We start from the raw sequence: 26,164 nt of genomic DNA, 5'->3' as shown, positions 1-26,164 counted from the left end.
CCCGGCGATGCGCGGGCGCCTGCGGAGCGGAACCCTCACCCTGCGGTCAAGGGTGAGACGGACCGTTTCGTCCATGCCGTGGCAGCACCGAGGCACATCGCCCCACTTACCGGCGTTTGCCATTAACCCGCGTGTGCAATTATTGTTTACGCCAGTAACCATCGCACGCGGATCGAACCGGTCCGACCCCACGAGAGGCCCTGCCATGCCCACGGTCCCCACCGTCACGCTCAACGACGGCGTCACGATCCCGCAGCTCGGATTCGGCGTCTTCCAGGTCCCCGACGACGAGACCACCACCGCGGTCGCCGCCGCACTGGAGGCGGGCTACCGCTCCATCGACACGGCCGCCGTCTACGGCAACGAGGCGGGCGTGGGCCGGGCGCTCGCCGAGTCCGGGCTCGCCCGCGAGGAACTGTTCGTCACGACGAAGCTCTGGAACGCTGACCAGGGGTACGACGCCACGCTCGCCGCCTTCGACGCCAGCCTCGCCAAGCTCGGCCTCGACCACGTCGACCTCTACCTCATCCACTGGCCCACCCCCGCCCGCGACCTCTACGCCGACACCTGGTGCGCCCTGGAGAAGCTGCGGGCCGACGGCCGGATCAGGGCCGCCGGTGTCTCCAACTTCCAGCCCGCGCACCTGCGCCGCCTGCGACAGGAGAGCTCACTCGTCCCCGCGGTCAACCAGGTCGAACTGCACCCCGGGCTCCAGCAGAGCGAGCTGCGCGCCGCGCACGCGGAGTACGGCATCGCGACCGAGGCCTGGAGCCCGCTGGCGCAGGGTGCCCTGCTGGACGAACAGCTCCTGGTCTCCCTCGCCGAGCGCCACGGAAAGTCCCCGGCCCAGGTGGTGCTGCGCTGGCACCTCCAGCTCGGGAACATCGTGATCCCCAAGTCCGTCACACCGGCGCGGATCCGACAGAACATCGACGTCTTCGACTTCGCGCTCTCGCCGGCCGACATGGACGCGATCGCGGGCCTGGACCGCGGCATGCGCACGGGCCCGGACCCCGACACCCTCAACTGAGCCGGCCGGCCCCCACCGGGCGGGCCCCGCGTCTGCCCGGTCGGGGGCCGCCCGGGCCCCGCGCCCTACCGACCGCGCCGGTTGACACTGCCGCCTCCGGGGCGTTCCAGAAGGCCTGCCACCACGAGGTAGCGGCGCAGGGCCGAGTAGTCCGCGTGCACGGTGAGCAGGGCTTCGTCGACCTCGCGTTCGGTGTAGGCACGGTCCTGCTCGAAGAGCGTCCGCGCGAGATGCTCCAAGAGCTGCTGACGGCGGGCGGGCTTGCGGGGAATCGCCGTGAGACGCCCGCCTGAGAACAGCGCGGCCACCTGGTGCGAACCACGAGGTTCCGTATCGGGCATGCGGGAACCCTCGCAGGAGCGGCCCCGGCGGGCAGCGCCATTTCGCCCGCCCCAGGATCCCTGTCGACTTCCGGGCCGACCGTCGTACGGTATGACCATTCATTCACTGTGCGATTGAAGGCGGTCCCGCATGGCCCTGTTCGACATGCCCCTCGACGAACTGCACGCCCACCGCAGCCGGTCGGTCGAGCCGGAGGACTTCGACGCGTTCTGGTCGGCCACGCTCGACGAGGCCCGAACCCACGACCTGGACGCCCGGTTCGAGCGGTGCGCCGATACCGGGCTCGTCACCGTCGACGTCTTCGACGTGACGTTCTCCGGCTTCGGCGGCCACCCCGTCAAGGGCTGGTTCGTCGTACCGGCCGGAGCGACCGAACCTCTCCCGGTGGTCGTGGAGTTCATCGGGTACGGCGGCGGCCGGAGCCTGCCCCACGCACACCTGCTCTGGGCCTCGGCGGGCATGGCCCACTTCGTGATGGACACCCGGGGCCAGGGCAGCGGCTGGGCACCGGGCGACACCGCCGACCCCGTCGGCTCCGGGCCCTCCCTGGCCGGGTTCATGACCCAGGGCATCGAGGACCCCGCGACGTACTACTTCCGGAGGGTGATCACCGACGCCGTGCGCGCGGTGGCTGCGGCCCGCTCTCACCCGCTGGCCGACGCGTCCCGCACGGCGGTGTTCGGCGCGAGCCAGGGCGGCGGTCTCGCCCTCGCGGCCGCCGGGCTGATTCCGGACCTGACGGCGGTCGTGGCGGACGTACCGTTCCTCTGCGACTTCCCCCGGGCGACCCGGATCACCGACCGCAAGCCGTACCGCGAGATCGGCGACTACCTCAAGACGCACCGGGGCCGGGCCGAGCAGGTCAACCGGACACTCGCCTACTTCGACGGGGTCCACTTCGCCGCGCGCGGCCGGGCACCCGCACTCTTCTCCGTCGCCCTGGAGGACCTCACCTGCCCGCCGTCGACGGTGTTCGCCGCCTACAACGCGTACGCGCACGCCGAGAAGGAGATCGAGGTCTACGACTTCAACGACCACGAGGGCGGCGGCCCGTTCCAGCACGCGCTGCAGCTCAGGCGGCTGCCGCAGATGCTGAAGGCCTGACCCCCTGACGTGGCCCGGACCCCTTGACCCGCTTCGCGCGCGGAGCCTAGGTTTCCCGGAGAGAAAGCGCTTGCTGTCCGGCAGGTGCCCGTATCTCCGCCTGAAGGGGTGTTTGTCACGACCAGCAATCCTTCGCACCGGGAGCAGCCGGTGCGGGTCGCGATCGTCGGCACGGGTGCGATCGCGCGCGGCAGCCATCTGCCCGCGCTGACCGCACTCGCCGCCGGCCGGCCCCTGGAGATCGTCGCCGCGGTCGATGTCGACGCGGCCTCCGTCGACGCGTTCTGCGCCGAGGCGGGCATCGCCCGCCCGTACACCGACCTCGACCGGATGCTCGCCGAGCAGCGCCCGGACCTGGTCACGCTCGCCACCCCGCCCCGGTTCCACCGCGACCAGACCGTGGCCGCGCTGCGCGCCGGGGCGTGGGTGTGGTGCGAGAAGCCGCCCTGCCCGTCCCTGGAGGACTTCGACGCGATCGAGGCGGCCGAATGCTCCCGGGACGACGGTCCGTACGCGGCGATCGTGTTCCAGCACCGCTTCGGCTCGGGAGCCCGGCACGTCCGGGAACTGCTCGCCGGACAAGCCATGGGCAGGCCGCTGGTGGCCCACTGCCAGACCACCTGGTACCGCGACGAGGCGTACTACTCCGTTCCCTGGCGCGGCAGTTGGAGCAGCGAGGGCGGCGGGCCCGCGATGGGGCACGGCATCCACCAGATGGACCTGCTCCTCGATCTGCTGGGGCCGTGGGCGGAGATCAGGGCGATGGCCGGGCGCCTGGTGCACGACGTGGAGACGGAGGACGTGTCCACGGCGCTCGTCCGCTTCGAGAACGGCACGATGGCCACCGTGGTGAACAGCGTGCTCAGCCCGGACGAGGTCAGCCGGATACGGATCGACTGCGAACGCGCCACGGTCGAGCTCACGCACCTGTACGGGCACCGCAACGCGGACTGGCGGATCACACCGGCCCCCGGGGTCACGCCGGAGGAGGCGGACGCCTGGCGGGACTTCGGCCCCGATGTGCCCAGCTCGCACGAGGCACAGCTGGAGGGTCTGCTGGATGACCTGCGGGCAGGACGGCGTCCACGGAGCAGCGGTGCGGACGGCCGCAAAAGCCTGGAACTGGTCGCAGCACTCTACAAGGCGGCCTTCAACGGGGGCACTGTACGGGCGGGCGAGATCGTCCCCGGCGATCCGTACTACAGCGCGCTGCACGGAAACGCCCCTGGCTGGGCGCCCGAGCCCTTCGGGAGCGCGACGGAGGTCCCCGCATGACGAAGGCCCTGGAGCTCGTCCACCACCACGGCCGGCACCTCTCGGTGACCGCCGCGGAGAGTGGGGTGGAGCTGCTTCGCTACGTGTACCGGGCCGAGGACCCGTGGGAGGCGCCGAAGCCGTACATCCATCCCCTGCGCACCCTGTCCGGCCGGGTCGTGACCGGATACCGGCCCAACGACCACCGCTGGCACAAGGGTCTGCAGATGACCGCCTCGCACCTGTCGGGCGCGAACCTGTGGGGCGGCAACAGCTATGTGCACGGTGAGGGGTACCTCGCACTGCCCGAACGCGTGGGTTCCATGGCACACACGGGGTTCGACGAGGTGTCGGCGCACGACGACGGCGTCCGCTTCACGGAGCGGCTGACCTGGCATCCGCACAGCGGCGCCCTCTGGGCCGAGGAGACGCGGCGCATCGAGGTCCACGACGTCGACGGGGCGAACGGCAGCTGGGCGCTGACCTGGTCGTCCGCGATCACCAACCGCCGTGCGGAGCCGCTGCGGTTCGGCAGCCCGACGACGCACGGCCGCCCCGCGGCGGGGTACACCGGACTGTTCTGGCGAGGGCCGCGCGCCTTCCGGGACGGGCGGATCGTCGCACCGCACGCGGAGGGGCCGGAGCTGATGGGGCAGCAGGCACCCTGGCTCGCGTACGGCGGGGAGCACGACGAGACGGACGGGCACGCGACGCTCGTCTTCGTCCACGCCCCCGAGAACGACCACGCCGGGGCGAACGGCGAGCATCCGGCGCACTGGTTCGTGCGTAATACGTCCTTCGCGGCCGTCGCCCCGTCGCTCGCCTTCCACGACGAGCTGGTGCTCGACCCGGGCGCGACGCTGACGCGGCGCTACCGGGTGGTGGTGGCGGACGGTGCGTGGGAACGCGACCGGATCGCGGCCGTGGTCGGCGGACTCTCCTGGTAGCGGCCCGGCGGGACAGGGCCGGAGGGGCGGGCATTTTCATGCCCGCCCCTCCGACCCTGTCGCGGTCGTCGCCTCAGCTCTTTGCGGACGGCGTGAGGACGAACACCGGGATCTCCCGGTCGGTCTTGGTCTGGTAGTCGGCGTAGTCGGGGAACGCCTTGACGGCGCGATCCCACCACAGAGCCTTCTCCTCGCCCGTGACCTCGCGGGCGACCATGTCCTGCCGTACGGTCCCGTCCCGCAGCTCCACCTCGGGATCGGCCTGCACGTTGTGGTACCAGACGGGGTGCTTGGGAGCTCCGCCGAGGGAGGCGACGACGGCGTACTCCCCGCCGTGCTCGACCCGCATGAGCGGGGTCTTGCGGATCTTGCCGCTCTTGGCACCGCGCGTCGTGAGGAGGATGACGGGCATGCCGCGCATGGTGGTGCCCTGTGTCCCGCCGGAGCTCTCGATCAGCTCGACCTGCTCACGGACCCACGTCGTCGGGCTCGGCTCGTACTCGCCCTCGATCGGCATGTCTCGCGTCCTCTCGTCGGAGTGCTTCGGTCGTACGCCCATCATGGCTCCGTCGGCGAACCGCGGCGCGCCATGACACCGGCGTACAGCCTGCCCGCCCTCCGCCGTCTCACTCCCTGGAACCACGTGAGACGGCGGAGGCCGGTTCCGCTCACAGAAATCGAGCCTTTTAAGACTCATACGTCCCTTTATTTCCGAAATATCCTCTCGCCCCGCTCCCGGGACTTCCGGGGACAGGCCGTACCGTGGGTGCAGCGGAGTAAGCCAAGCCTTACCCCGCTGCACTCTGCCCGTGCTCGTCCGCCCTAAGGAACAACACTCCATGACACGCCCCGTCCGCGTCGCCATCGTCGGAGCCGGTCCCGCCGGAATCTACGCAGCGGACGCGCTTCTCAAGTCCGAGGCCGCCCAGGAGCCGGGCGTATCGATCGACCTGTTCGAGCGCATGCCCGCTCCCTTCGGCCTGATCCGGTACGGGGTGGCCCCCGACCACCCGCGGATCAAGGGCATAGTCAAGGCGCTGCACCAGGTCCTGGACAAGCCGCAGCTGCGGCTGTTCGGCAATGTCGACTACCCGAACGACATCGGCCTGGACGACCTCCGGTCCTTCTACGACGCCGTGATCTTCTCGACCGGCGCCGACGCCGACCGCGCCCTGGACATACCCGGGATCGAGCTCGAGGGTTCCTACGGCGCGGCGGACTTCGTCGCCTGGTACGACGGGCACCCGGAGGTTCCGCGCACCTGGCCGCTGGAGGCCGAGAAGGTCGCGGTGCTCGGTGTCGGCAACGTCGCGCTGGACGTCGCGCGCATCCTCGCCAAGACGGCGGACGAGCTGCTCCCGACCGAGATCCCCGCGAACGTCTACGACGGTCTCAAGGCGAACAAGGCGCTCGAGGTGCACGTCTTCGGCCGTCGTGGGCCGGCACAGGCGAAGTTCAGCCCGATGGAGCTGCGCGAGCTGGACCACTCGCCGAACATCGAGGTCATCGTCAACCCCGAGGACATCGACTACGACGAGGGCTCGATCGCCACCCGCCGGGAGAACAAGCAGGCCAACATGGTCGCCTCCACGCTGGAGAACTGGGCGATCCGGGACGTGGGCGACCGCCGACACAAGCTGTTCCTGCACTTCTTCGAGTCCCCGGTGGAGGTCGTCGGCGAGGACGGCCGCGTCGTCGCCCTGCGCACCGAGCGCACGGAACTGGACGGCACGGGCAACGTCAAGGGCACGGGCCGCCACACGGACTGGGACGTGCAGAGCGTCTACCGCGCGGTCGGCTACTACTCGGAGGAGCTCGCGAAGCTCCCCTTCGACGTGGTCTCCGGCACCGTCCCCCACGCCGCGGGACGCGTGCTGACCGGCGACGAGCCGATGCCCTCGGTGTACGTCACGGGGTGGATCAAGCGCGGCCCGATCGGCCTGATCGGGCACACCAAGGGCGACGCCAACGAGACGGTGGCCTGCCTGCTGGAGGACCACGCCGCCGGCCGGCTCCCCGAGCCGGCGCAGCCGGGGTCCGACGCGATCGTCGACTTCCTGGAGCAGCGTGGTGTCCGGTACACCACCAAGGAAGGCTGGCACCGCCTCGACGCCCACGAGCAGGCGCTCGGCGCCGAGCAGGGCCGCGAGCGCGTCAAGGTCGTCGACCGCGCGGCCATGCTGGACGCGTCCGGAGCCTGAGCCGCAGGCAGCACCGCGCCCCCGGAACCTCCGCCGAAGGAAGGTCCGGGGGCGCGGTGCTGTCCGGGGTCGTGCGAACGGAGGCGGACGGACAGAACCGGCCCTCGCTCACCACTTTCCCCGCAGGCCTGGACGGACGGCGGTCCGGTCGGTACACCCGGAGCAGGACAGCCCTGTGACGCATCAGTTCATCCGGGCCCGGCGCCGGCGGGCCGACGCGCGGTGAACGGCACGTCCGGCGGTGCAGCGGCCCGTCCGCCCTCTTCGCCCGTGGGGACGCGGCGTGAGGAGGAGGTGCTGCGAGGGAACGGCCGGAGCAGGGCGTCCGTGAAGACGTCGTGGTGGTCGGCCGTGAAGGCGTGTTCCCGCCGGGACCAGTCGATCCGGGCGCGGATCTGCGGACCGTCGGCCATCGTCCACGTGGAGTCGCCGAGCAGCCCATGCCACCGGAGGGCGTTGCCGGTCTGCCGGTCGAGCACCGCGTCGAGGAGACGGCCCCGGGCGGGGACGTCCAGGCCGTATGCGTCGGCGAGTACCCGCAGCTGTGCCGCTTGCGCACGGACGGACGGGGCCTGCGGCTTGGAGGAGACACACCAGGTCCATGCCATGTAGCCGAGGTCTTCGAGCGGGTCGCCGGGCCTCGCCATGTCGAAGTCGATGAAGGCGACCGGCAGGCCGTCGCGGAAGACGGTGCTGTTCGGGCCGGGATCGTGATGGCAGACGACCGGATGCGCTCCCGCGAGACAGCTGCCACGGGTGGCTTCGTGGAACGACCTCAGCAGCCCACCGGCTGCGGCGACCTGGCCGTCGCCCCAGCGACGGAACCGGGACGGCACCTCGCCGGGCAGATGGCTGAACGTGTCACGGCCGGCCTCGTCGACGCCGAGGTGGCGTGGAGCGCCGGCGAATCCGCGCCGCTCGAAGTGATGGAGCAGATCGGCGACGAAGGCGGAACGGTCGGTGACCGGCCGCCGGACGGTGTCGCCCACGCGGACCACCCCCGGCGTCATCCGGCCTCCCCGCAAGGGCACTTCCTCTTCCCGTGCACGCATGCCCCAGTCTCTCCCCGACGGGCGCCCGGGCGCGGCGCCGTGCACCCGCCACAAGCGGAACGCGTGTGCCTCCAGGCCGTAGACTCGCCGAATGGCCAAGTACTTCGACGTGCACCCCGAGAACCCCCAGCGCCGCACCATCACCAGCGTGGCCGAGAGCATCAGGTCGGGCGCCCTCGTCGCGTATCCGACCGACTCCTGTTACGCCCTGGGATGCCAGCTGGGCAGCCGCGACGGGATCGACCGCATCCGGTCGATCCGGAACCTCGACGACCGCCACCACTTCACCCTGGTGTGCCAGAACTTCGCGCAGCTCGGCCAGTTCGTCCAGGTCGACAACGACGTCTTCCGGGCGATCAAGGCCGCCACGCCAGGCAGTTACACCTTCATCCTTCCCGCCACCAAGGAGGTGCCGCGCCAGCTGCTGCACCCGAAGAAGAAGACCGTCGGCGTCCGCATCCCGGACCACACCGTCACGCAGGCACTTCTGGCCGAGCTCGGTGAGCCGCTGCTGTCCAGCACGCTGCTCCTGCCGGACGAGGAGGAGCCGCTGACGCAGGGCTGGGAGATCAAGGAGCGGCTCGACCATGTCGTGGACGTCGTACTCGACTCCGGCGACTGCGGCACCGAGCCGACCACCGTCATCGACTTCTCCGGCGGGGAGCTGGAGGTCGTACGGCGAGGAGCAGGCGACCTGACCCGCTTCGAGTAGGACGCCCGCTCACGGTCACGGTCCGACTCACGGTCACGCCCCGCTCACGGTCACGCCCCGCTCACGGGCACTCCGCGCTTCCGGTACCCCCCGCTGAGATGCGCGCACCCCCGGGTGCCTGGTTCGGTGGAGGGGTCCGCTCCGCCCATTGCCAGGGAGTGATCATGAGCGAGTCAGAAGACGTCAGGGCCAGTCTCCAGCAGATGCGCGGCCGGGCCGAGGACCTCGAGAAGGCCGCCGAGCAGGCCACCGACCCCGCGGAACGACAACGTCTGAAGGACGAGGCACACCAGCTCGAGTCACGGAGCGTGCAGGTCAGCGGGATGGCGAGCGGAGACATCTACCCCATGCAGTAGGCGCGGGCGTGGCTCCGGAGGCGGAGGACCCGGCCCCGGCTTGCCCTCACCGGAAGGGCGTGTTACCACCGGAACTGAGGTGACATGCGGTGGATACGCGGAGGGCGGGGCACGGGCTTCCCCTCCCCCGCCCCGCTCTCCGCCCGCGCTCCGCGAAGGGGAACCCGTGACGTACATGAGATGGCAGCCGTTCCTGGAAGCCGTTCAGGAACGCGGCGCATACCCATCGGCCCTGGAGGCGGAGCGCGCGTCACGCGTGGTGCTCGCGCTGCTCGGCGCACACGTGGTCGGCGAGGAGCGGAACGATCTGGCGGCCCGGCTGCCGGAGACGTTCGCCATGATTCTCCTCAACCCGCTGCAGGCCGCCGAGCCCCTCAGCTCCGAGCGGTTCGTGCGCGCGGTCTCGGCCTGGATCGAGGGTGCGAACGAGCAGACCGCGGCCTGGGACACGAGTGCCGTTCTCAGCGTGGTGGCCGACGCCTCCGGCGAGGAACTGCTGGAGCGTGTACTGCTGCAACTTCCGCCCGGCTACGACCTCTTGTTCGGCCACCCGGAGAGCAGCTGAGGCCCGAACGCGGCTGAGGCTCAGCCCGGGCCCGCGATCCTCGCGAGCCGCCGCATCGAGTCCACCAGCGCCTCACGGTCGTACGTGCTCGTGGTGACCAGCACCTCGTCCGCACCGGTCTCCTTGATCACCAGCTCCAGCCCTGACTTCACCGTCTCCTCGGTGCCGGCGAGGTGTCCACGCAGCCCGCCCTCGAAGAGCCCCCGCTCCTTCTCCGTCATGGTCAGGGCCTCGATCCGCTCGGCGGGTGCCAGCGGCGGGAAGGAGCCGTGGGTGCGCGAGTACGCCATGGACCAGGCCTCGGGGACCAGCAGCCGCCGGGCGTCCTCCTCCGTGGCGGCGACGGCGACGGTGCCCGCCACGATCACATAGGGGTCCCGCGCCCACGCGGAGGGGCGGAAGGCGGCGCGGTACTCCTCGACCGCCCGCATCAGCTTGTCGCGGCCGCGGAGATCGCCCACGACGAGCGGCAGACCGGCGGCCGCGGCGATGGCCGCCCCCTTGCCGGTCGCCAGTACGTACGGGGGGATGCGCAGCCCCTCGGCGGGACGGGCGTGGACCTGCGGGTGGGCGCGCTGTGTGCCGTCCATCCATCCGAGGAGCTCGGTGAGCTGCCCGGCGAAGGCGTCGGCGTCCTCCTTGTCCCGGCCGAGGGCCTTGCGTATCCCGTCGGTGAAGCCGACCGAGCGCCCCAGCCCCATGTCGATCCGGCCGGGGAAGAGCGAGGCGAGCACCCCGAACTGCTCGGCCACGACGAAGGGCTGATGGTTCGGGAGCATCACCCCGCCGGTTCCCACCCTGATGGTGGAGGTGGCTGCCGCGACCGCGGCGGCCAGTACCGTCGGCGCCGAGCCGGCCACACCGGGGACGCTGTGGTGTTCGGACACCCAGAAGCGGTGGTAGCCGAGGGCCTCGGCCGTGCGTGCCAGCGCGACGGTGTCCCGCAGCGCCTGCGGGCCGTCGTACCCCTCGCGGGTGCGGGAGCGGTCGAGGAAGGAGAACCTGGTCGGTGCGGTGGAAGAGCTCACGCATGGTTCAACGCCGCGCGCGCTCCCGGATTCCCGGCTCCGGGTGACCCTCAGCGCCCCGGGCCGCCGCAGCGGTCTCGGAGGGCGTGTCGCGGAGCCCGAGGCGGAGGTGCTCGACGTGGTAGAGCGCCTGGTCGAGGAGTTCGGCGACGTGATGGTCGTACAGGGAGTACACGATGGAACGACCCTGGCGCTCACCGGCGACCAGACCGAGGTTCCGCAGCAGACGCAGCTGGTGGGAGCAGGCGGAAGGCTCCATCTCCACCGCTTCGGCGAGATCACCGACCGCGCAGGGGCCTTCCTGGAGGTGCGCCAGAATCCGCAGCCTGGAGGGGGTGGCCAGCGCCTGGAGGGTCGCGGCGACACCCGCTGCCCCCACGGCGTCCAGGCGCTCGCGGGTGGTGGCGGTGCTCTGCTCGTCGCGTCCGTGACCCATGGAAGCCATTCTACGGATGACACATGAAGACCTGTTCATATATTCCTGTACGGTGATGGCGTCGTCGTTCCCGCCGCCCGTGAGGGGTCGTTCCGTCATGCCCACCGCCGTCCTCCCACGCCCCTCGCGCACCGCTTCCGCCGGTGACGGCGGCGTCCCCCGGCGCCGCACGCGCGTCCTCGCCCTGACCGAGGCCCGCTGGGCGGGCGCGGCTCTGGCGCTCTTCCTGCTCGCGCTCCTCTTGGAGCTCACCGGCGCCCCGGCTTGGGTCTGGGGGCCGTTGTACGCCCTCGTGTACGCCGCCGGAGGGTGGGAGCCGGCCCTGTCGGGACTGCGGGAGCTCCGGGAGAAGGTCCTCGACGTGGACCTGCTGATGATCGTGGCGGCGCTCGGCGCCGCTTCGATCGGGCAGGTGATGGACGGGGCCCTGCTCATCGTCATCTTCGCGACCTCCGGCGCGCTGGAGGCGCTGGCCACCGCGCGCACGCAGGACGCGGTCCGTGGTCTCCTCGACCTGGCCCCGGCCACCGCCTCCCGCATCACCCCCGCCGGCGAGGAGACCGTCGCCACCGAGGAACTGGTGATCGGCGACGTCATCAGGATCCGGCCGGGCGAACGGGTCGGCGCGGACGGCCGGGTCCTCGACGGCGCGAGCGACGTCGACCAGGCGACCATCACCGGCGAGCCGCTCCCCGCGCCCAAGGAGCCCGGGGACGAGGTGTTCGCCGGGACGCTGAACGGCACGGGCACGCTGCGGGTCACCGTCGAGCGGGACGCCGCCGAGTCGGTCATCGCGCGCATCGTGGCGATGACCGAGGAGGCCTCCCGGACGAAGGCCCCCACGCAGCTGTTCATCGAGAAGGTCGAGCAGCGCTACTCGCTCGGCATGGTGGCCGCCACCCTGGCCGTCTTCCTCGTCCCCCTCGCCTTCGGCGGCGACGTGACCGGCAGCCTGCTGCGCGCCATGACGTTCATGATCGTGGCCTCCCCCTGCGCGGTGGTGCTGGCCACCATGCCGCCCCTCCTCTCGGCGATGGCCAATGCGGGACGCCACGGCGTCCTCGTCAAGTCAGCCGTGGTCATGGAGCGCCTCGGGCAGACCGACGCGGTGGCGCTGGACAAGACGGGAACTCTGACCGAGGGCACTCCCCGGGTCACCGGGATCCGCCCGTTGCCCGGCGCCGGACTGTCCGAGGACGGACTGCTCGCGCTGGCGGCCGCCGCCGAACACCCCAGCGAGCACCCGCTGGCCCGTGCCGTCGTGAGCGCCGCCCAGGAGCGCGGGCCGGCCCTGTCCACGGCGTCGGACTTCACCTCGGCGCCCGGCACCGGCGTCGCGGCCACCGTCGACGGACACCTGATCGCGGTCGGCTCCCCCGCCCGCCTCCTGCGCGACGACGCCACCCCGGCGGGCGCCCGGGCTGCCGCCGTGGCCGGCGGGCTGGAGGAGACGGGACACACCGCCGTGCTCGTCCTGCGCGACGGGCTGCCGGTCGGAGTCCTGGGGATCGCCGACCGCATCCGGCGGGACGCCGCCGCGACCGTCGCCTCACTGGCCCGCCTGACAGGCGGATCACCGGTGCTGCTGACCGGCGACAACCCCCGCGCCGCTGCCCGGCTGGCCTCCGAGGCCGGCATCACCGACGTCAGGGCGGAGCTCCTCCCCGAGGACAAGGCGGCGGCCGTACGCGCACAGGAGCAGGCCGGGCGCCGGGTCCTGGTCGTGGGCGACGGCGTCAACGACGCGCCCGCGCTGGCCGCCGCACACGTCGGGATCGCGATGGGGCGGGCGGGCTCCGATCTCGCCCTGGAGACCGCGGACGCGGTCCTCATCCGCGACGAACTGGCCACCGTGCCCGCAGTGGTGGCCCTCTCCCGGGCGACCCGCCGACTGGTCGTGCAGAACCTGGTCGTCGCCGGCGTGTTCATCACCGCCCTCGTCGTCTGGGACCTCGTCGGCCATCTGCCGCTCCCCCTGGGCGTTCTGGGACACGAGGGCTCCACCGTCATCGTGGGCCTCAACGGCCTCCGGCTGCTGCGCGAATCGGCCTGGCACCGCGCCGCCGGGCACGGCACGAACGCGTCCCCGCCCACCTCTCGTCCCGCCTCCGCCAACGGCTGACGGCGCGTCACCGGCGTACGCGGAACCCCCTCCGATGGGACCGCGCGAACGTCGGTGGGGACCGCCGTGTCGCGGCGGATGCGCGCGGGGACCACGAGAGCCGCTGGGGCGCACCGGGCTTCCTGACGCCGTGGAGACCATCGGCGTCGGGTGCTTCAGCAGGACCGGTACACGTACTCCTTCTCGCCCGCCGGGAGAACATCGAGATCCCGCAGGACGAGGGAGATCCTGTCGCCCCAGCGGGAGCAGGCCTCGTCGAAGCTCACATCGCCCTCGCCCTCGTACTCGATGGCGAGGACCCGGTCGTCGTAGGCCTCGGCGTACGCGCCGCATTCGTCGAACTGGGCGCACTCCTCCGCCACCGCGAAGTCGAAGCCGATCGCTGTGTGCCGGTCGAGCAGGTCGGTGGTGTTCTTCTGCCCGATCGCGAGGCCGTCGCCGTGCGCCCGTTCGGCCAAGGCGGTGGCGAAGGCGGCGTTGTGTGCCGCCGTCAGCCTGCCCTTGGAACGTTCGAAGGAGTCGAGGTTGTCGGGCTCCACGGCCTGGAAGCCGCTCTCCTCGCAGCCGTCGATCCACTCCCCGACGATCTCCGCGAGCCGGGTGCGCTTGGCGGGCGTCGAGGTGTCCAGGAGCACCTCGTCCCACCCCTCGTCGATGATCGGCTTCCCGTCCTCGTCACGCAGGAGGAGGTCGGGGTGGGCGTCCTGCCACCACTCCAGTGCGCCGGGCTGGGTCTGGAAGGCGTTGACGTAACAGACGTTGTACAGGCCGGCGGCCGGTTCGTCCTCACGGTCGCGGGACACCGCGCGCACCCCGTCGGGCGGCGTGTAGGCCCCGCCGATCTGGTAGTCGAACCCCATGCCCGCGGTCGGAGGGAGCACATCGGCGGCCCGCGTTCCCGGCCCGGGCCCGGTGTCCTCGGGCGCTCCGCTCGCGACGGTGCAGCCCGTCAGCACGCCTGTGCAGAGGACGGAGGCGAGACCTCTCGCCACGCGCCTGCGGTGGAGGGACAAGGAAGGGGCGCGGCCGGCCACACGTACTCCAGGTGTCTGGGCTCCGGAAGGGGATCTGCACATTCTCCGTCACCGCTCCCCTCGGTGAGCGGTGGGGCCCTACGGGTGGGACCGGCATCGGTGACACGGCATCCTGACGGCTGTCGTGCCCCTGACGCGCGCCCACCCGTGCGTCAGCTCACCCGGCTGCTGGAACTGCCACTGCTCCGGTAATGCTCGGCCGCCATGATCATGTAGTGGCTGAAGCTTCCCAGGGGCATGCAGCAGCGGGCCCATGCGTCGAAGTGGTTGCGGGCAGTGATCCTTCCGCCCGTCCGCTCCGACTGCCGGACTCGGGCCGGCAGGTGCCCCGGTTGTCGGCGTCCAGGCCGTGTCTCAGGTGGCCTGCACCCCCTGCGCCGCTTGCTCCTTCTCCACCTCGGCGACCCGGGCGAGCAGGTCCTCCCTCCCGATGGAATCCGTGCGCGTCGACGGCACGGTGCAGGCGTGGGCGCCGGCCACCGTCCCGTACAGGGCGCAGCGGTCGGGGCGTTCGCCGTTCAGCCGGCCGAACAGGAAGGCTGAGGCGAACGCGTCGCCGGCGCCGTTGGTGTCCACCACCGGGACCGGCGGGGTGACAGCGGGCACGTGCGTGAGTTCGCCCTCGTGGAGCAGGTACGCCCCCTCGGCGCCCGCCGTGGCGACGACGGTCCGGGCCCTTCCCCGTTCGGTGATGTCGCGCATGGTCCGCTCGGGATCGGACAGATCGGCGGTGGAGAGGAACACGACGTCGGCCTGGAGGGCGAACGGTTCGTGGTAGGTGTCGACGCCGTCCCAGTTGTGCAGATCGGTGGAGATGGTCAGCCCGGCCTCACGGAGCAACGGCAGGGTGAACACGCACGGCTGGGTGATGACGACGTGGGCGTGGCGGGCCTCGGCGGCGAGCTCACGGACCGTCGCCTCGTCGAACCGGTCCGAGTCCCGCGCCCGGTCCGCGTCGTACAGCGAGAGCCTCCGTCCGTCCGGGCCCACGAGGTTGACGGCGCGCTTGGTGCCGCCGGGTGACGGGAACGCGGTGAGCGGGATGCCCCGGTCGCGGTGGAGCGCGCGGACAAGATCTCCCTCGTGGTCGTCGCCGATCATGTCGAGGTGGTGGGTCCGCAGGCCGAGGGCGTGCAGTCCCATCGCGGCGAAGTCCCCGCTCTGCCCTCCCCGGGTCACGATGCCCGGCCGGATCATGTAGCTGTCGGCGAAGGGGAGCGGGAGTTCGGGGACATGGACGATGGTGTCCACGCCCGCTCCGCCCAGGACGAGGACATCGGTCTGCCGGCGCATGAAGGTGGTCGTACCTCTCGGTTCAGGACGTTCTCATGCGGTTCGCGGCCCGGCGGCCGTCACCGTCGGCGCACGGGCCGTGCTCCGTCCCGCCCGTCGGCGGCGGTCTTCCCGCCCGGCGGTGTCTCCGAAAGCCAGGGGGATCACGAAGCCGGTGACGGTCATGACTCCGGCCGGCGTTCCGTGATCAGATGGAATCGGTGCTGCATGTGCGGCTCCTTCGACGACAGGGCACGGCTGTGCCCTCGAAGGCAGCCACACGTCAGACCGCCGTGGGGGAACGTCTGGGAGCCTGCCGCCCGGTCCGTCCCGTCGTCAAGGATTTCCGCAAGGCCTTTCATCACCTTGCGCAAGTTGGGCCGCCGTCGAAACAGGACATCAGCCCACTCCTGTCGGGGAGTTCGGGCGTGGTGGTACGGGTGTGCACCTGGGTGAGCCGCCGCGCCCCGGTGCCGCCCAACCTGCCGGAGCTCCGCTCAGGAGGAAGGTGGCGGAAGGAGCGCCGCCGCCTTCCGGAGTGCCGCGGCATGCCGGGCGAGCTCGGGTTCGCCGCCCCGGTCCGCAGGCATCGATGCCATCAGGGCGAGCCGGTCGCGCCAGCTGTTTCCGGCCAGCGGCACCGCGACGGCGTTCATTCCCCGCACCGACTCGCCGGCGCTGTCGGCGCGGCCGAGGGCGCGGATCGCGGCCAGCTCGGACAGGAGCGCGGTACGGGAGACCAGCGTGCGGCTGGTGAGCCCGGGCAGCCGTTCCTCCGGGTAGAGGGCGCAGACCTGTTCCGCGGTCAGCTGGGCCAGCAGCACCTTGCCCGCCGAGGTGGCGTGCGCCGGCTGGGCCCGGCCGGTCTCCAGGACGGCACGCACGGGGTGCGGCGACTCACGGCCGTCCGTGATGATCACCTGGTCGCCGATCAGGGCGGCGGTACTGACCGTCTCCCCCGTGGCGGTGGCGGCCGCGTCCAGCACCACGCGCAGCCGTGCCCCGATCCCGGGGCCGTAACCCGCCGGGCGGCCCAGCGTGACGAGTTCGGGCCCTGCGGAGTAGCCGCGGCCGGAGGTGTCACGGGTGGCGAAGCCGCGTGCTTCGAGCGTACTGAGCACACGGTGCGCGGTGGAGCGTGCCACGTCCAGCTCCCTGGCGGCGTCGGTGACCGACAGGGTGTCGTGGGTGAGGAAGAGGCGCATCAGGCGCAGCCCGGTGTCCAATGACTCGATGATGTAGCTCTTGGGATCGGCCACGGGGTCCTCTCGGTCGCGTCACTGGCGCCGTGTTCCGGTGCGGCACCCGCGCCCCTATGATTCCGGGCCGGTCCCGCGGGTGGACGACCGCCGTCCGTCCGCCGGTTCTGCGCCGGTCGCGGAGCGGGGCGCGAACACGTCGCTTGAGAGTCCGCCGAGTGGGGAAGACGGAGTTCACCAGAGCCCACCGGTGGGCCGGAAGCGGAGGTCGTGATGCTGTCCCACAGACTTGACCATGGTGTCCTGGTCCTCACCGTGCAGGAGGATCCCGGCATCGGAGGGCGGGCCGAACTGGCTGCCGACATCGTGGCGTTCGTGCAGGCGCACCGGCCGGCGCCGGTGCTGGTGGTCATCGAGGAACCGGCCGCCACACCGGCCACGGCCAGCGCGGTCCTGCGCGCGCACCGCCAGTGCGGCACCTGGGGCGTGCTGATGTCCGCCGCCACGCACAGCGCGCCCGTGCGGCGCATCCTGGAGGCCTCCGCCGCCGACTCCGGGGGCGCGCGGCTCGTCGTCCACCCCGGGGTCGACATCGCCATCAGCGCGGCGTACGAGGCAGCGGCCTGACCCCCGGACAGTGATGCGGCTGGAGCCGGCCGGCGACCACTCCCGGGACAGGGGGGCGCACCGGAAGGCGGGGACGGGTCCCCGGTCCCTCTCCCCCGAGGCGCGTCGGCCGGTTCCGCTGCCTCTGCGCTGTCTTGACCAAGTGTCAGCAGTGCTGTTTGGATCACCCGCATGAAGTACTGCCGGGACCTCACGCGACGACGCCATGTCGATCTCGTGCGTACCGCCGGCGCTCTCTGTCTCCACGCGGGCTGACGACGTGGGCGGGATGCACTCCCCCGTCCGCCGCACACCGGCTCCGCCGCCGTTCACCCGTCGCTGAACGCGTGGGCGTCCCGGCCTGACCCGGCGCCGCACCCTCCTCCGCAGGGCGCGCTTCCGTCCGCCCGCACTCCGCTTCCCCCGCTCGCGGTACCACCGCGCCCCTCCCGGTCGACATGCCGTGTCCCACCGGGAGTTGTCTGTGCGTGCCGCATCCCGCCCTCCTGGTACATCCGTACCCGAAAGGACCGTCCCGCCGTGTCCCTCTCCCCCGCTCCCCGGCGATCCGCCCGGTGGAAGCCCATCGGTGCCCTGCTCGCGGCCTTCGTCCTCGGCTGCGCGGGCTCCGCCTCGGCCGTCTCTCCCGCGTCCTTCGGCCCGACGCCCCCGCACAATCCCTATGTGGGACCCGACGGCACCGCCACCATGCACGGGGACGCGGGTTCCTCCGACACCACGCCGCTCGCCGGGCCCGGCGCCGGCACCCTGTCGTCCTCACGCACCGCCCTCGCCTCGGCGTGCCCGACGATCCTCGTGGGGGCCGACGGCTACCCCGTCGCCCTGTGCACCCCGATCTTCGGCCAGGTGCCCACGGTCCATCTGCTCGACCCGGACGACGGTTCCTCCCTGACCACGCTGAAACTGACCAAGGGTTCGCTGCTGGGCGGTGTCTACGCCTACATCGACCACCAGGACCGGCTGGTCGTCGCAGACGGGAGCCGGAGCCTGCTCCGGATCGGGCACCACCGGGACGCCGAGGGCGACTGGAGCCTGAGGATCGACCGGAGCCTGTCCCTGGCCTCCGTCATACCGCAGGACGACGCGGTCACCGGCCTGGCACCCGACTGGGACGGCCGCGTCTGGTTCGCCACCGGTGGCGGCGTGGTCGGGACCGCCGACGACACCACCGGCACGGTGAAGGCCCTCTCCCTGCCCGCCGGGGAGCGCGTCGCCAACAGCATCTCCACGGCCCCGGAGGGCACCGCGGTCACCACCACCCACGCGACCTATCTGCTGACCGCCAGGGCCGGGGTTCCCGAGGTCCTCTGGCGCACGGCGTACGACCGCGGCTCCGCCCGCAAGCCCGGTCTGCTGAGCTGGGGCAGCGGATCGACGCCCACGTTCTTCGGTCCGGCACGGGGCACGGAGTACGTCGCCGTCGTCGACAACGCGGACACCGCGGCCAACCTGAAGGTGTACCGCACGGCCGACGGGTCGGACGTCTGCTCGGTCCCGGTGCTCAGGGCGGCGAACGGTCCCGGGAGCGAGAACTCCCCGGTGGGCATCGGGCGCAGTGTCTTCGTCGCGGGGACCTACGGCTACCCCTACCCGGCGGTCCCCGAGGGTGCGGGCACCAGTGTGCCGGCCTCCGCCGACTTCGCCGGCGGCCTGTCGAGGGTCGACGTACGGGCGGACGGCACGGGGTGCGGCCTCGTATGGGACAACGCGCTGCGATCGGCGGCCGTCCCGAAGCTCTCGACGGCCGACGGACGCCTCCACACGGTGGTGCGCGACCCGTTGATCCCGGGCACCAAGGGGACGAGCCTGCTCGACCCGTACCGCTATGTGCAGATCGACCCCGACAGCGGACAGGTCACCCGCTCCACGAAGGTCGGCGTGGGGTCGCTGTACGACACCCTGCAGATGGCGGGCACGATCGCACCGGACGGCGCCTACCTCCAGGGCACGGTGACCGGAGTGCTGCGCATCACCGCGCAGTGAGGAGTGTGTGGCGGGCAGGAGAGTGCGCCTCCCCGCCACACTTCCGGCCCTCGCGTCACGCCGTGGAGGCGACCTGCCCGAGCAGCGGAGGCCAGGGCAGCACGAAGAACTCCGCGACCACTCGCCGTTCAGCATCTCGTGCACCGCCCACTCCCACCCGTCCGCCTCTCGGTGGGCAAGAAGCTCGCGCAGACGGGTGCGCAGCCCCTCGGCAAGGGCACCGGGGAACATCCCCGGGCGAAGACGAGGTTCACCTCGTGTCCGGGGAACGAGTGAAGCATCCAGGTGGTCATGCCCAGGAGCCCATGCGTGCCCTCTGACAGCGGGCTTCGCACGGCCGACTGCCCGTCATACGCCGTTCGGCGACCAGCCCGAGGGACCTGGTGCACGTCTCCGGACGCCGCTGGGACGAGCAGGCCCACTCCTGACTCCACACTGATTAGGTTAGGCTTACCTCCACCGCGCCGGGTGGGCTTCACGAGAAGGAACCTCGGCCGCTCGCATGCCAGTTGGACAACCGAACGGGGTGGGGACAGGGATGGGACCGGCCTTCATGGAACAGGCGGACGCGGATCCACCCGCCGGGTCACCCCACCGTCCGGAGGAACCCGCGCACGGCACGGTCGTCGTCAAGTTCGGCGGGAACGCCATGGTGGACGCGAGCCTGCAGCGGTCGTTCGCGCAGGACGTCGTGGAGCTGTGGCACGCGGGCCTGCGCCCTGTCGTCGTACACGGCGGGGGTCCCCAGATCAGCGCCATGCTCGACCGGCTGGGCCTGGAGACCCGCTTCGAGGCAGGACTCCGGGTGACCACACCGGAGACCATGGACGTGGTGCGGATGGTGCTGGCCGGGCGCGTCCAGCGTGAGCTGGTCGGCCACATCAACGCCCATGGACCGTACGCCGTGGGCCTGACGGGTGAGGACGCGCACTCGATGACAGCGGTCCGGCGTCCGGCCTGGGTGGACGGCCGCCCCGTGGACATAGGCCTCGTCGGGGACGTCGTGGACGTGGATCCGGCCATGCTGCGCGCGCTCCTGGCGCAGGGTCACATCCCGGTGGTCTCCCCTGTGGCGCGCGGCGAGGACGGGCAGGTCTACAACGTCAACGCCGATCTCGCCGCGTCGGCCCTGGCCGTGGCCCTGGGGGCCGAACGCCTCGTCATGCTGACCGACGTGGAGGGGTTGTACGCGGACTGGCCGCGCAGCACCGACGTGATCGAGCGGATGACCGCCGACGCCCTGCACACGATGCTGCCGACGCTGACCAGCGGCATGCTGCCGAAGATGGAGGGCTGTCTGCGGGCCGTCCGCGGCGGTGTGCGGCGGGCGCACGTGCTCGACGGCCGCGTGCCGCACGCCGTCCTGCGCTGCCTGCTCGACGAGACGGCCCCCGGCACCACCGTGTTCCCGTCGAGCGGCGGTGACGGCTGCGACGACCTCGGGACCCGCACCATCCGGGCCCCCCGCACCCCACGACGCCAGGTCGCCGTCACCTGATCGACGGGCCCCTGCGTCTTTCCCCCTACGTGTTCAAGGAGTCGTTCATGCGCCGGGTCACGGACCGGGTCGGCACCACCGCCGACGACCTCGCTACCGGTGCGGTCGAGCCGTTCTCCGCGTTCGGGGTGTCCGGCAGCCCCGGCACCGACGCCTTCTGGTCGGCCGTACGAACTCCCGTGTCGGTACCGGCCGACGACGGCGGCTGGGTGACGCTGTTCCTGTGGCGGGGGTCGCCGGCGAGCATCGGCTTCGAGAGCTGGTCGGAAGCCGTCCCCCTGCGCCGCCGGGGCGACACCGACTGCTGGTACGCGGAGGTACGGATGCCCGCACGCCTGCGGGTGACCTATCAGTTCCTCGCGGACGACGGCGCGTACGCCGACCCGTTCAACCCCGACGGGGCGGGCGGTGACCGGTCCGTCGTCGCGACGCCGGACACCCCGCCCCAGCCGCACTGGCCCGGCATCGGGGCCGACGACGTCCTGCCCGTCCCGCGCACCCGGGTCCGGTGGGCAGGCGGGCGGCTCGGCGGGCGAAGGACCGTACGCGTCCATCCTTCGGGGGGCGGCGGGCCCGTGGTCCTGCTGCTCGACGGGGACGACTGGCTGTACCTCCATCCGGCCATGACCGCGTTCGACTCGGCCGTCGCCGCCGGCGACATGCCGCCCGTCACCCTCGTCTTCGTGCCGGCCGTGGACCGGGAGGCCGAATTCGGGTGCGAGCCCGCCCTGTGGGAGGCGGTCCGGGACGAACTGCCTTCCCTGGTCGAGGCATCCGGTGTGCCCGCCGACTGGGACCGGCTGGTGGTCGCCGGGCAGAGCCTCGGCGGGCTGAGCGCGATGTACGCGGCACTGGAGTTCCCTGACCTCGTGTCGCGCGTCGCCTGTCAGTCCCCGTCGTTCTGGTGGGCCCCGGGGGCCCCGGAGCGGGCGGACCCCCTGGGTGGGGTGGTCGGCGGCGCGATCGCCGCACGTCTGGCGGAGACTCCCGATCTGTCAGGGCTGCGGATCGCGTTCGACGTCGGGGAGCACGAGACGAGGATGCTCTCCCACTGCGAGGCGGCCGAGGCCCTCACCCGGCAGGCCGGGGCGACCGTACGCGTATCACGGTCGCCGTCCGGTCACGACCGGGCGGGCTGGCGCCACGCCCTGCTCAGGGACGTGGCCTGGGCACTCGCGTGAACGAGCGGCTGATGTACCGTCAGGCCGCCTCGCGCGTCCGCACCCGCCGGGCCGGGGCGTCATGGCGCAGCCCGTGCCGGTCCGCCCAGGCGGAAACCGCCGCGGCGATCTCGGCGGGGCGGTCCTCCGGGGTGTGGTGCCCAGCCACGACGTCATGGCGCTCGACCTCCAGGGCCGCCATGTGCCGCTCGCACCAGGCGACGGTCTCGGGGCCCATCATGGCGCCGGGGCCCGGAGCGAAGTCGATCAGCAGCTTGGGGACGTCCACGCTGGCCGCGAGCCAGGCGTCGTACGCCTCGATGCGGGCCACCACGTCGGCGGGCTCGCCCCCGAGCGGCATGGCGCGCGGCCACTGCAGCAGCGGCCTGCGGCTCTCCCGGGTGGGGTAGGGCAGCAGGTAGGCCGCCAGATCCTCGCGGTCGAGCGGGGTGGCGACGGTTCCCGGCAGGCCCTTCTCGATCATGACGTTGTCGTCGAGAATCATGGACTCCCCCACTCCCTCGGTCTTGATGGCCGAGAACAGCTCACGGCCGCCCTCGGGGAACTCCTCCCAGGTCATCGGTTTGACGATGGTCTCGGTGAAGGCGATGCCGCGGACCCGGCCGGGGTGGCGGGCGGCGAAGTCGAAGGCGAGCGAGCCGCCCCAGTCGTGGCCGACCAGGACGACTCCGTCGAGGCCGAGCGCCTCGAACCAGGCATCGAGATGGCGGGCGTGGTCGTCGAAGGTGTAGTCGATGTCGGGCTTGCCGGAGTCGCCCATGCCGATCAGGTCGGGGGCGAGCAGGCGGCCCCGGCCGACGGCCGGCAGAACGTTCCGCCACAGATACGAGGAGGTGGGGTTGCCGTGCAGGAAGACGATCGGCGTGCCCGAGCCCGACTCGCGGTGGAAGATCGTGGTGGAGAGGACAGGAGTGGTCGGCATGTGTTCTCCCAGGGGTGCGATGAGGTGTATGACGTGTCGTCGGTTCAGCGGAAGGCGGCGGCACTGCGGGCGGCCCAGTCCGCGAAGGGGCGCGGCGCACGGCCCAGGACCCGCTCGACGTCGGGACTCACCCGGCGCTCGGCGGCCAGCGGCTCTCCGAGGATCGCGAGGGTGCCTTCGGCGACAGGTTCGGGCATGAACGCGAGCATCTGCTCCCGTGCCTCCTCGCGGCTCTGCTCGACGAAGCGGACCGGCTCGCCCAGCACGGCGCCGATCGCCGCCGCCCGCTCGCGCGGGGTGGTCGGGGCCGGGCCGGTGAGCTCGTAGACGGCGTCGGCGTGGCCGGGTCGCAGCAGCGCGGCCGCGGCGACCTCCGCGACGTCCGCCGGGTCGACCATCGGCAGGCCCACGTCGCCGAACGGGGCGGCAGCCACCCGGTCGGCACGGATCGACCCGGCCCACGCGAAGGCGTTGGAGTTCAGCCCGCCGCAGCGCAGCACGGTCCGGTCGAGCCCCGAGCCGCGGAGCGCCGCCTCGAAGGCCGCGGGGTGGCGGTAGGCGTCCGGCCGGGTGGCGACGCCGAGGGAGGAGACCATGACGACCCGGCGGATGCCGGCCGCCTCGGCGGAGTCGAGGACGCCCTGCGGGTCGTCACCGGCCACCAGGAGGAACAGCGCGTCCGCACCGTCGAATGCGGAACGCAGGCTGTCGGGATCGGCGAGATCGGCCCGCACATGCCGGCCGCCGGCGGGCACGCCCTGCGCCTCGCCGCGCGAGATCGTGGTCATCGCCTCTCCGGCCTCGTCGAGGATGCGGATCAGTTCACGGCCGACGTTTCCGGTGGCCCCGGTCACTGCGATCACGAGTGTCTCCCATGAGTTAGTTGACTAACTAAGTTCCGTGACCGTAGCACGCCCTCCATGGGCGGCTAGAGTTATTCAGGTGACTGACTCAGTGAATCCCGCGGCGCGCGCAGCCGACAAGCGCCTACGGCTCACCGCCGCGGCGGCCCAGGTCCTCCACGAGCAGGGCGTCGAACGCACCACGCTCGCCGACATCGCGGGCGCGGCCGGAGTTCCCGTCGGGAACGTCTACTACTACTTCAAGACCAAGGACGAACTGGTCCGGGCCGCGTTGTCCGAGCACAGCGCACACCTCGACGAACTCACCGGGGCGTTGGACCAGCTGACCGACCCGCGCGAACGCCTGAAGACCCTGATCGAGGCCTGGGTCGGCCGGCGTGACGTCGCCGCCCGCCACGGCTGCCCTACCGGCACCCTCGCCGCCGAGCTCGACAAGCGGGCCGAGGGCACCCTCGACGCGGAGGCCGGAGCGGTGATCCAGCGGCTGCTCGACTGGGTCGGGCTGCAGTTCCGCGCCATGGGGCTGACCGATCCGGAGGGCCTCGCCGTCACCCTCGTCTCCGGCTACCAGGGCATGTCGCTTCTGGCGAACGCCCTTCGGGACCCGGACATCATGACCCGCGAGGGAGCCCGCCTCCTCCGGTGGCTCGACTCCCTGGAGGCAGCCGGCCGGACACGCTGACCGCCTCGAACGATGGCGCCGGGGCAGTACGCACCACGGCCCGAAGGACCGGCAGGTGCGCGGAGGGCTACCGCGCCACGGCCCGGCAGTAGTCCTCGTCGGCGGCGAGGAGACGGCGATGGGTGTCCTCGGCCGTGACGACCCCGTCGTCCAGGACGAGGACACGGTCGGCCGCGTCCAGCAGGGCGGGGCTGCTGGTGAGCACGACGGTGGTGCGGCCCTTGCGCAGCTTCGCGATGTTCCGCGCGATGAGCTGTTCGGTGACCGCGTCGACCGCCGTCGTCGGGTCGTGCAGGACGAGGACCTCCGAGTCCGCGGCGAGGGCACGGGCCAGGGACAGCCGCTGGCGCTGTCCCCCGGAGAGGTTCGCGCCGCGGTCACGCACACCGTGGTCGAGGCCCTCGCGGTGGAGGGCGACGACATCGGTCAGCAGCGACGCCTCGACGGCCTCGTCGACCAGCCGGCTGGTGCCCGACGGGTCGATGTTCGTGCGGAGACTGCCCTCGAAGATCTCCCCGTCGTAGGGGTTCACCAGCATGTGCGCGCGCAGCGCCTCGACCGAGAGGTCCGCGATCTCCCGCCCGCCGACCCGCACCACGCCCCCGTACGCCCGGGGTGGCACGTTCGCGCCCAGGACCGACGCGAGATCGGCCGCCGAGCGTGGCTGGTAGGAGGCGATCGCCACGAACTCCCCGGAGCGCACGTGGAACTTGAGTGCCTGCAGGGTGCCGTACCGGACGCAGTCGATCTCCAGGTCCCCGCCCGCCTCGGGCTGCTCGTGGCCCGGGTCCGTCAGGGGCGGCGCGGAGAGAACGAGTGCCATCCGGTCGGCCGAGGCGCGCGCCATCATCACGTACTTGGGCATCTCCGAGAACATCTTCAGCGGTTCCATGATGAACTGCGCCAGCCCGACGGCCATGACGAGCTCGCCGATGGTGATCCGGCCTCCGTACGCCAGCCAGCCCGCCGTCAGTGTCACCGTCGCGGCCAGCACGGCGTTGAGGGCCAGCGCGGTTCCCGCGTACACGCCGTTCACCCGGGCGACGGTGATCGCCTGGTGTCTCGCCTCCGTACTGACCTTCCGGTACGACACGAACGCCGCGTGGTTGCCGCCGAAGCCGTGCAGCGGACGCAGGCCGGTGATCAGGTCGGCGACCTTGGCCCCCGCCCGTGCCACCCTGGCCTGCTGTTCACGGGTACTGGCCCCGATCCGCCGGGACATCACGCTCAGCACCGACAGGATCGCCACGGTACCCACGATCACCAGCAGGCCGAGCCGGATGTCGGCGAGACCGAGGGCGACCGACGCGACCACCACCGCGACCAGCGAGCTGACGAGCAGCGGCACCACCTCGACGATGTCGGCCGTCTGGTCGGCGTCCTCGGTGGCGATGGTCAGCACCTCGCCGGACTTCAGGTCGACGTCCCTGGCCACCGGCTGGAGACCGCAGGCCGCCACGCGCACCCGCCAGCGGTGCGCCTCGGTCGTGTTGGCCTTCTGCAGGACCCGCATACCGAACCGCCACGACAGCGAGACCGTCGTGATGATCACGGCGAGCGAGGCGATCGACAGACCCAGCGAGCCGAGGCTCCGGTCCCGCATCGTGTGTTCCACGATCAGGCCGAGCGCGATGGGGAAGGCCGTCTCTCCCGCCTGGTAGAGGCCCATGAGGGCTGTGCCCCGGGCCACCGCGCCGGCGTTGCGGCGCAGGGCGGTCCGGAGGATGTCGGCCCCCGGGCGGGGCCTGTGCACG

Annotated in this window: 27 protein-coding genes; 15 read left to right on the top strand and 12 right to left on the bottom strand. The window is 71.9% G+C overall.

The window, feature by feature from the left end; all coding sequences use genetic code 11:
• The first annotated feature begins 205 nt into the window (after nt 1-205).
• Nucleotides 206-1,030 carry an aldo/keto reductase gene (locus tag OG488_RS37005; RefSeq protein WP_329237577.1) on the top strand — a complete coding sequence of 275 codons (825 nt, stop codon included), beginning with the start codon at nt 206-208 and terminating at the stop codon, nt 1,028-1,030.
• Nucleotides 1,031-1,095: 65 nt separating this feature from the next.
• On the opposite strand, the gene OG488_RS37000 is transcribed toward OG488_RS37005, so the two are convergent.
• Nucleotides 1,096-1,371, bottom strand: a complete 276-nt coding sequence (locus tag OG488_RS37000) for a DUF2087 domain-containing protein (protein WP_329237574.1) — start codon at nt 1,369-1,371, stop codon at nt 1,096-1,098.
• A 130-nt stretch (nt 1,372-1,501) separates the two neighbouring features.
• Here OG488_RS37000 and OG488_RS36995 point away from each other — a divergent pair, with 130 nt between their 5' ends.
• The 3 genes from OG488_RS36995 to OG488_RS36985 all read left to right on the top strand — a co-directional run bounded on the left by OG488_RS36995 (nt 1,502) and on the right by OG488_RS36985 (nt 4,677).
• Entirely contained in the window at nt 1,502-2,476 is a 975-nt protein-coding gene (locus OG488_RS36995) for an acetylxylan esterase (RefSeq protein WP_329237572.1), read from the top strand.
• A gap of 108 nt (nt 2,477-2,584) precedes the next feature.
• Complete coding sequence (locus OG488_RS36990) at nt 2,585-3,751, top strand: Gfo/Idh/MocA family protein (protein WP_329237570.1); 1,167 nt, start codon at nt 2,585-2,587, stop codon at nt 3,749-3,751.
• Nucleotides 3,748-4,677, top strand: a complete 930-nt coding sequence (locus OG488_RS36985; protein ID WP_329237567.1) for a PmoA family protein — start codon at nt 3,748-3,750, stop codon at nt 4,675-4,677. The genes OG488_RS36990 and OG488_RS36985 overlap by 4 nt, the downstream gene beginning before the upstream one ends.
• A gap of 73 nt (nt 4,678-4,750) precedes the next feature.
• On the opposite strand, the gene OG488_RS36980 is transcribed toward OG488_RS36985, so the two are convergent.
• Complete coding sequence (locus tag OG488_RS36980; RefSeq protein WP_329237565.1) at nt 4,751-5,194, bottom strand: nitroreductase family deazaflavin-dependent oxidoreductase; 444 nt, start codon at nt 5,192-5,194, stop codon at nt 4,751-4,753.
• Between the two features lie 322 nt (nt 5,195-5,516).
• Here OG488_RS36980 and OG488_RS36975 point away from each other — a divergent pair, with 322 nt between their 5' ends.
• A complete protein-coding gene (locus tag OG488_RS36975) occupies nt 5,517-6,878 on the top strand; it encodes an FAD-dependent oxidoreductase (RefSeq protein ID WP_329237562.1) in 1,362 nt (453 codons plus the stop codon).
• 188 nt (nt 6,879-7,066) lie between these two features.
• On the opposite strand, the gene OG488_RS36970 is transcribed toward OG488_RS36975, so the two are convergent.
• Nucleotides 7,067-7,930 (bottom strand): aminoglycoside phosphotransferase family protein, encoded by an 864-nt coding sequence (locus OG488_RS36970; protein WP_329237559.1) that lies wholly within the window; start codon nt 7,928-7,930, stop codon nt 7,067-7,069.
• 91 nt (nt 7,931-8,021) lie between these two features.
• Between OG488_RS36970 and OG488_RS36965 the strand changes: the two genes are divergently transcribed.
• The 3 genes from OG488_RS36965 (at nt 8,022) to OG488_RS36955 (ending at nt 9,563) form a co-directional block, all read left to right on the top strand.
• Complete coding sequence (locus tag OG488_RS36965; RefSeq protein ID WP_329237556.1) at nt 8,022-8,642, top strand: L-threonylcarbamoyladenylate synthase; 621 nt, start codon at nt 8,022-8,024, stop codon at nt 8,640-8,642.
• Between the two features lie 164 nt (nt 8,643-8,806).
• A complete protein-coding gene (locus tag OG488_RS36960; RefSeq protein ID WP_329237551.1) occupies nt 8,807-8,998 on the top strand; it encodes a DUF6381 family protein in 192 nt (63 codons plus the stop codon).
• Nucleotides 8,999-9,173: 175 nt separating this feature from the next.
• Complete coding sequence (locus OG488_RS36955) at nt 9,174-9,563, top strand: DUF2267 domain-containing protein (RefSeq protein ID WP_329239284.1); 390 nt, start codon at nt 9,174-9,176, stop codon at nt 9,561-9,563.
• 20 nt (nt 9,564-9,583) lie between these two features.
• On the opposite strand, the gene OG488_RS36950 is transcribed toward OG488_RS36955, so the two are convergent.
• Complete coding sequence (locus OG488_RS36950) at nt 9,584-10,591, bottom strand: MsnO8 family LLM class oxidoreductase (RefSeq protein WP_329237548.1); 1,008 nt, start codon at nt 10,589-10,591, stop codon at nt 9,584-9,586.
• A gap of 7 nt (nt 10,592-10,598) precedes the next feature.
• Entirely contained in the window at nt 10,599-11,027 is a 429-nt protein-coding gene (locus OG488_RS36945; protein WP_329237545.1) for an ArsR/SmtB family transcription factor, read from the bottom strand.
• Nucleotides 11,028-11,124: 97 nt separating this feature from the next.
• On the opposite strand from OG488_RS36945, the gene OG488_RS36940 reads away from it, so the two are divergent.
• The gene (locus OG488_RS36940; RefSeq protein WP_329237543.1) at nt 11,125-13,149 is read left to right on the top strand and encodes a heavy metal translocating P-type ATPase; all 2,025 of its coding nucleotides are present in this window, start codon (nt 11,125-11,127) and stop codon (nt 13,147-13,149) included.
• A gap of 155 nt (nt 13,150-13,304) precedes the next feature.
• Here OG488_RS36940 and OG488_RS36935 read toward each other — a convergent pair whose 3' ends face one another.
• The 4 genes from OG488_RS36935 to OG488_RS36920 form a co-directional block, all read right to left on the bottom strand.
• The gene (locus OG488_RS36935; RefSeq protein ID WP_329237540.1) at nt 13,305-14,183 is read right to left on the bottom strand and encodes an endo alpha-1,4 polygalactosaminidase; all 879 of its coding nucleotides are present in this window, start codon (nt 14,181-14,183) and stop codon (nt 13,305-13,307) included.
• Nucleotides 14,184-14,335: 152 nt separating this feature from the next.
• A complete protein-coding gene (locus OG488_RS36930) occupies nt 14,336-14,506 on the bottom strand; it encodes a glycoside hydrolase family 11 protein (RefSeq protein WP_329239281.1) in 171 nt (56 codons plus the stop codon).
• A gap of 31 nt (nt 14,507-14,537) precedes the next feature.
• Nucleotides 14,538-15,476 (bottom strand): adenosine kinase, encoded by a 939-nt coding sequence (locus OG488_RS36925; protein WP_329237537.1) that lies wholly within the window; start codon nt 15,474-15,476, stop codon nt 14,538-14,540.
• Between the two features lie 476 nt (nt 15,477-15,952).
• Nucleotides 15,953-16,714: an IclR family transcriptional regulator gene (locus OG488_RS36920; RefSeq protein WP_329237534.1), complete on the bottom strand. Its 762-nt coding sequence runs from the start codon at nt 16,712-16,714 to the stop codon at nt 15,953-15,955.
• A 213-nt stretch (nt 16,715-16,927) separates the two neighbouring features.
• Here OG488_RS36920 and OG488_RS36915 point away from each other — a divergent pair, with 213 nt between their 5' ends.
• From OG488_RS36915 to OG488_RS36900, 5 genes are all read left to right on the top strand, one after another.
• Nucleotides 16,928-17,281, top strand: coding sequence for a hypothetical protein (locus tag OG488_RS36915; protein WP_329237531.1), 354 nt, complete (start codon nt 16,928-16,930; stop codon nt 17,279-17,281).
• A gap of 171 nt (nt 17,282-17,452) precedes the next feature.
• Nucleotides 17,453-17,536 carry a putative leader peptide gene (locus OG488_RS39375; RefSeq protein WP_403920009.1) on the top strand — a complete coding sequence of 28 codons (84 nt, stop codon included), beginning with the start codon at nt 17,453-17,455 and terminating at the stop codon, nt 17,534-17,536.
• A 318-nt stretch (nt 17,537-17,854) separates the two neighbouring features.
• Complete coding sequence (locus tag OG488_RS36910; RefSeq protein WP_329239278.1) at nt 17,855-19,264, top strand: hypothetical protein; 1,410 nt, start codon at nt 17,855-17,857, stop codon at nt 19,262-19,264.
• A 538-nt stretch (nt 19,265-19,802) separates the two neighbouring features.
• The gene (gene argB, locus OG488_RS36905; RefSeq protein ID WP_329237529.1) at nt 19,803-20,762 is read left to right on the top strand and encodes an acetylglutamate kinase; all 960 of its coding nucleotides are present in this window, start codon (nt 19,803-19,805) and stop codon (nt 20,760-20,762) included.
• Between the two features lie 47 nt (nt 20,763-20,809).
• Entirely contained in the window at nt 20,810-21,943 is a 1,134-nt protein-coding gene (locus OG488_RS36900) for an alpha/beta hydrolase-fold protein (protein WP_329237526.1), read from the top strand.
• A gap of 19 nt (nt 21,944-21,962) precedes the next feature.
• On the opposite strand, the gene OG488_RS36895 is transcribed toward OG488_RS36900, so the two are convergent.
• Nucleotides 21,963-22,865 carry a haloalkane dehalogenase gene (locus tag OG488_RS36895; RefSeq protein WP_329237523.1) on the bottom strand — a complete coding sequence of 301 codons (903 nt, stop codon included), beginning with the start codon at nt 22,863-22,865 and terminating at the stop codon, nt 21,963-21,965.
• Between the two features lie 44 nt (nt 22,866-22,909).
• Entirely contained in the window at nt 22,910-23,728 is an 819-nt protein-coding gene (locus OG488_RS36890) for an NAD(P)H-binding protein (protein WP_329237520.1), read from the bottom strand.
• Between the two features lie 79 nt (nt 23,729-23,807).
• On the opposite strand from OG488_RS36890, the gene OG488_RS36885 reads away from it, so the two are divergent.
• Nucleotides 23,808-24,410, top strand: a complete 603-nt coding sequence (locus tag OG488_RS36885) for a TetR/AcrR family transcriptional regulator (protein WP_329237518.1) — start codon at nt 23,808-23,810, stop codon at nt 24,408-24,410.
• 67 nt (nt 24,411-24,477) lie between these two features.
• Here the strand turns inward: OG488_RS36885 and OG488_RS36880 are convergent, their stop codons facing one another.
• Nucleotides 24,478-26,163 carry an ABC transporter ATP-binding protein gene (locus OG488_RS36880; protein WP_406466094.1) on the bottom strand — a complete coding sequence of 562 codons (1,686 nt, stop codon included), beginning with the start codon at nt 26,161-26,163 and terminating at the stop codon, nt 24,478-24,480.
• Nucleotide 26,164: the final 1 nt, after the last annotated feature.

The sequence above is a fragment of the Streptomyces sp. NBC_01460 genome (genome assembly GCF_036227405.1).
In the GTDB taxonomy this organism is placed as follows: Bacteria; Actinomycetota; Actinomycetes; order Streptomycetales; family Streptomycetaceae; genus Streptomyces.
Note: the sequence above shows the minus strand (reverse complement) of the source record. Positions and strands in the feature narration are given on the sequence as shown.

Bases quoted from the DNA above. Each gene is read 5' to 3' on its own strand.
- OG488_RS36985 (WP_329237567.1), top strand. From the start codon at position 3,748: ATGACGAAGGCCCTGGAGCTCGTCCACCACCACGGCCGGCACCTCTCG.
- OG488_RS36925 (WP_329237537.1), bottom strand. From the start codon at position 15,476: ATGCGCCGGCAGACCGATGTCCTCGTCCTGGGCGGAGCGGGCGTGGAC.
- OG488_RS36955 (WP_329239284.1), top strand. From the start codon at position 9,174: ATGAGATGGCAGCCGTTCCTGGAAGCCGTTCAGGAACGCGGCGCATAC.
- OG488_RS36940 (WP_329237543.1), top strand. From the start codon at position 11,125: ATGCCCACCGCCGTCCTCCCACGCCCCTCGCGCACCGCTTCCGCCGGT.
- OG488_RS37005 (WP_329237577.1), top strand. From the start codon at position 206: ATGCCCACGGTCCCCACCGTCACGCTCAACGACGGCGTCACGATCCCG.
- OG488_RS36970 (WP_329237559.1), bottom strand. From the start codon at position 7,930: ATGCGTGCACGGGAAGAGGAAGTGCCCTTGCGGGGAGGCCGGATGACG.
- OG488_RS36975 (WP_329237562.1), top strand. From the start codon at position 5,517: ATGACACGCCCCGTCCGCGTCGCCATCGTCGGAGCCGGTCCCGCCGGA.
- OG488_RS36995 (WP_329237572.1), top strand. From the start codon at position 1,502: ATGGCCCTGTTCGACATGCCCCTCGACGAACTGCACGCCCACCGCAGC.
- argB (WP_329237529.1), top strand. From the start codon at position 19,803: ATGGGACCGGCCTTCATGGAACAGGCGGACGCGGATCCACCCGCCGGG.
- OG488_RS37000 (WP_329237574.1), bottom strand. From the start codon at position 1,371: ATGCCCGATACGGAACCTCGTGGTTCGCACCAGGTGGCCGCGCTGTTC.
- OG488_RS36945 (WP_329237545.1), bottom strand. From the start codon at position 11,027: ATGGGTCACGGACGCGACGAGCAGAGCACCGCCACCACCCGCGAGCGC.
- OG488_RS36965 (WP_329237556.1), top strand. From the start codon at position 8,022: ATGGCCAAGTACTTCGACGTGCACCCCGAGAACCCCCAGCGCCGCACC.
- OG488_RS36960 (WP_329237551.1), top strand. From the start codon at position 8,807: ATGAGCGAGTCAGAAGACGTCAGGGCCAGTCTCCAGCAGATGCGCGGC.
- OG488_RS36915 (WP_329237531.1), top strand. From the start codon at position 16,928: ATGCTGTCCCACAGACTTGACCATGGTGTCCTGGTCCTCACCGTGCAG.
- OG488_RS36980 (WP_329237565.1), bottom strand. From the start codon at position 5,194: ATGCCGATCGAGGGCGAGTACGAGCCGAGCCCGACGACGTGGGTCCGT.
- OG488_RS39375 (WP_403920009.1), top strand. From the start codon at position 17,453: ATGAAGTACTGCCGGGACCTCACGCGACGACGCCATGTCGATCTCGTG.
- OG488_RS36900 (WP_329237526.1), top strand. From the start codon at position 20,810: ATGCGCCGGGTCACGGACCGGGTCGGCACCACCGCCGACGACCTCGCT.
- OG488_RS36895 (WP_329237523.1), bottom strand. From the start codon at position 22,865: ATGCCGACCACTCCTGTCCTCTCCACCACGATCTTCCACCGCGAGTCG.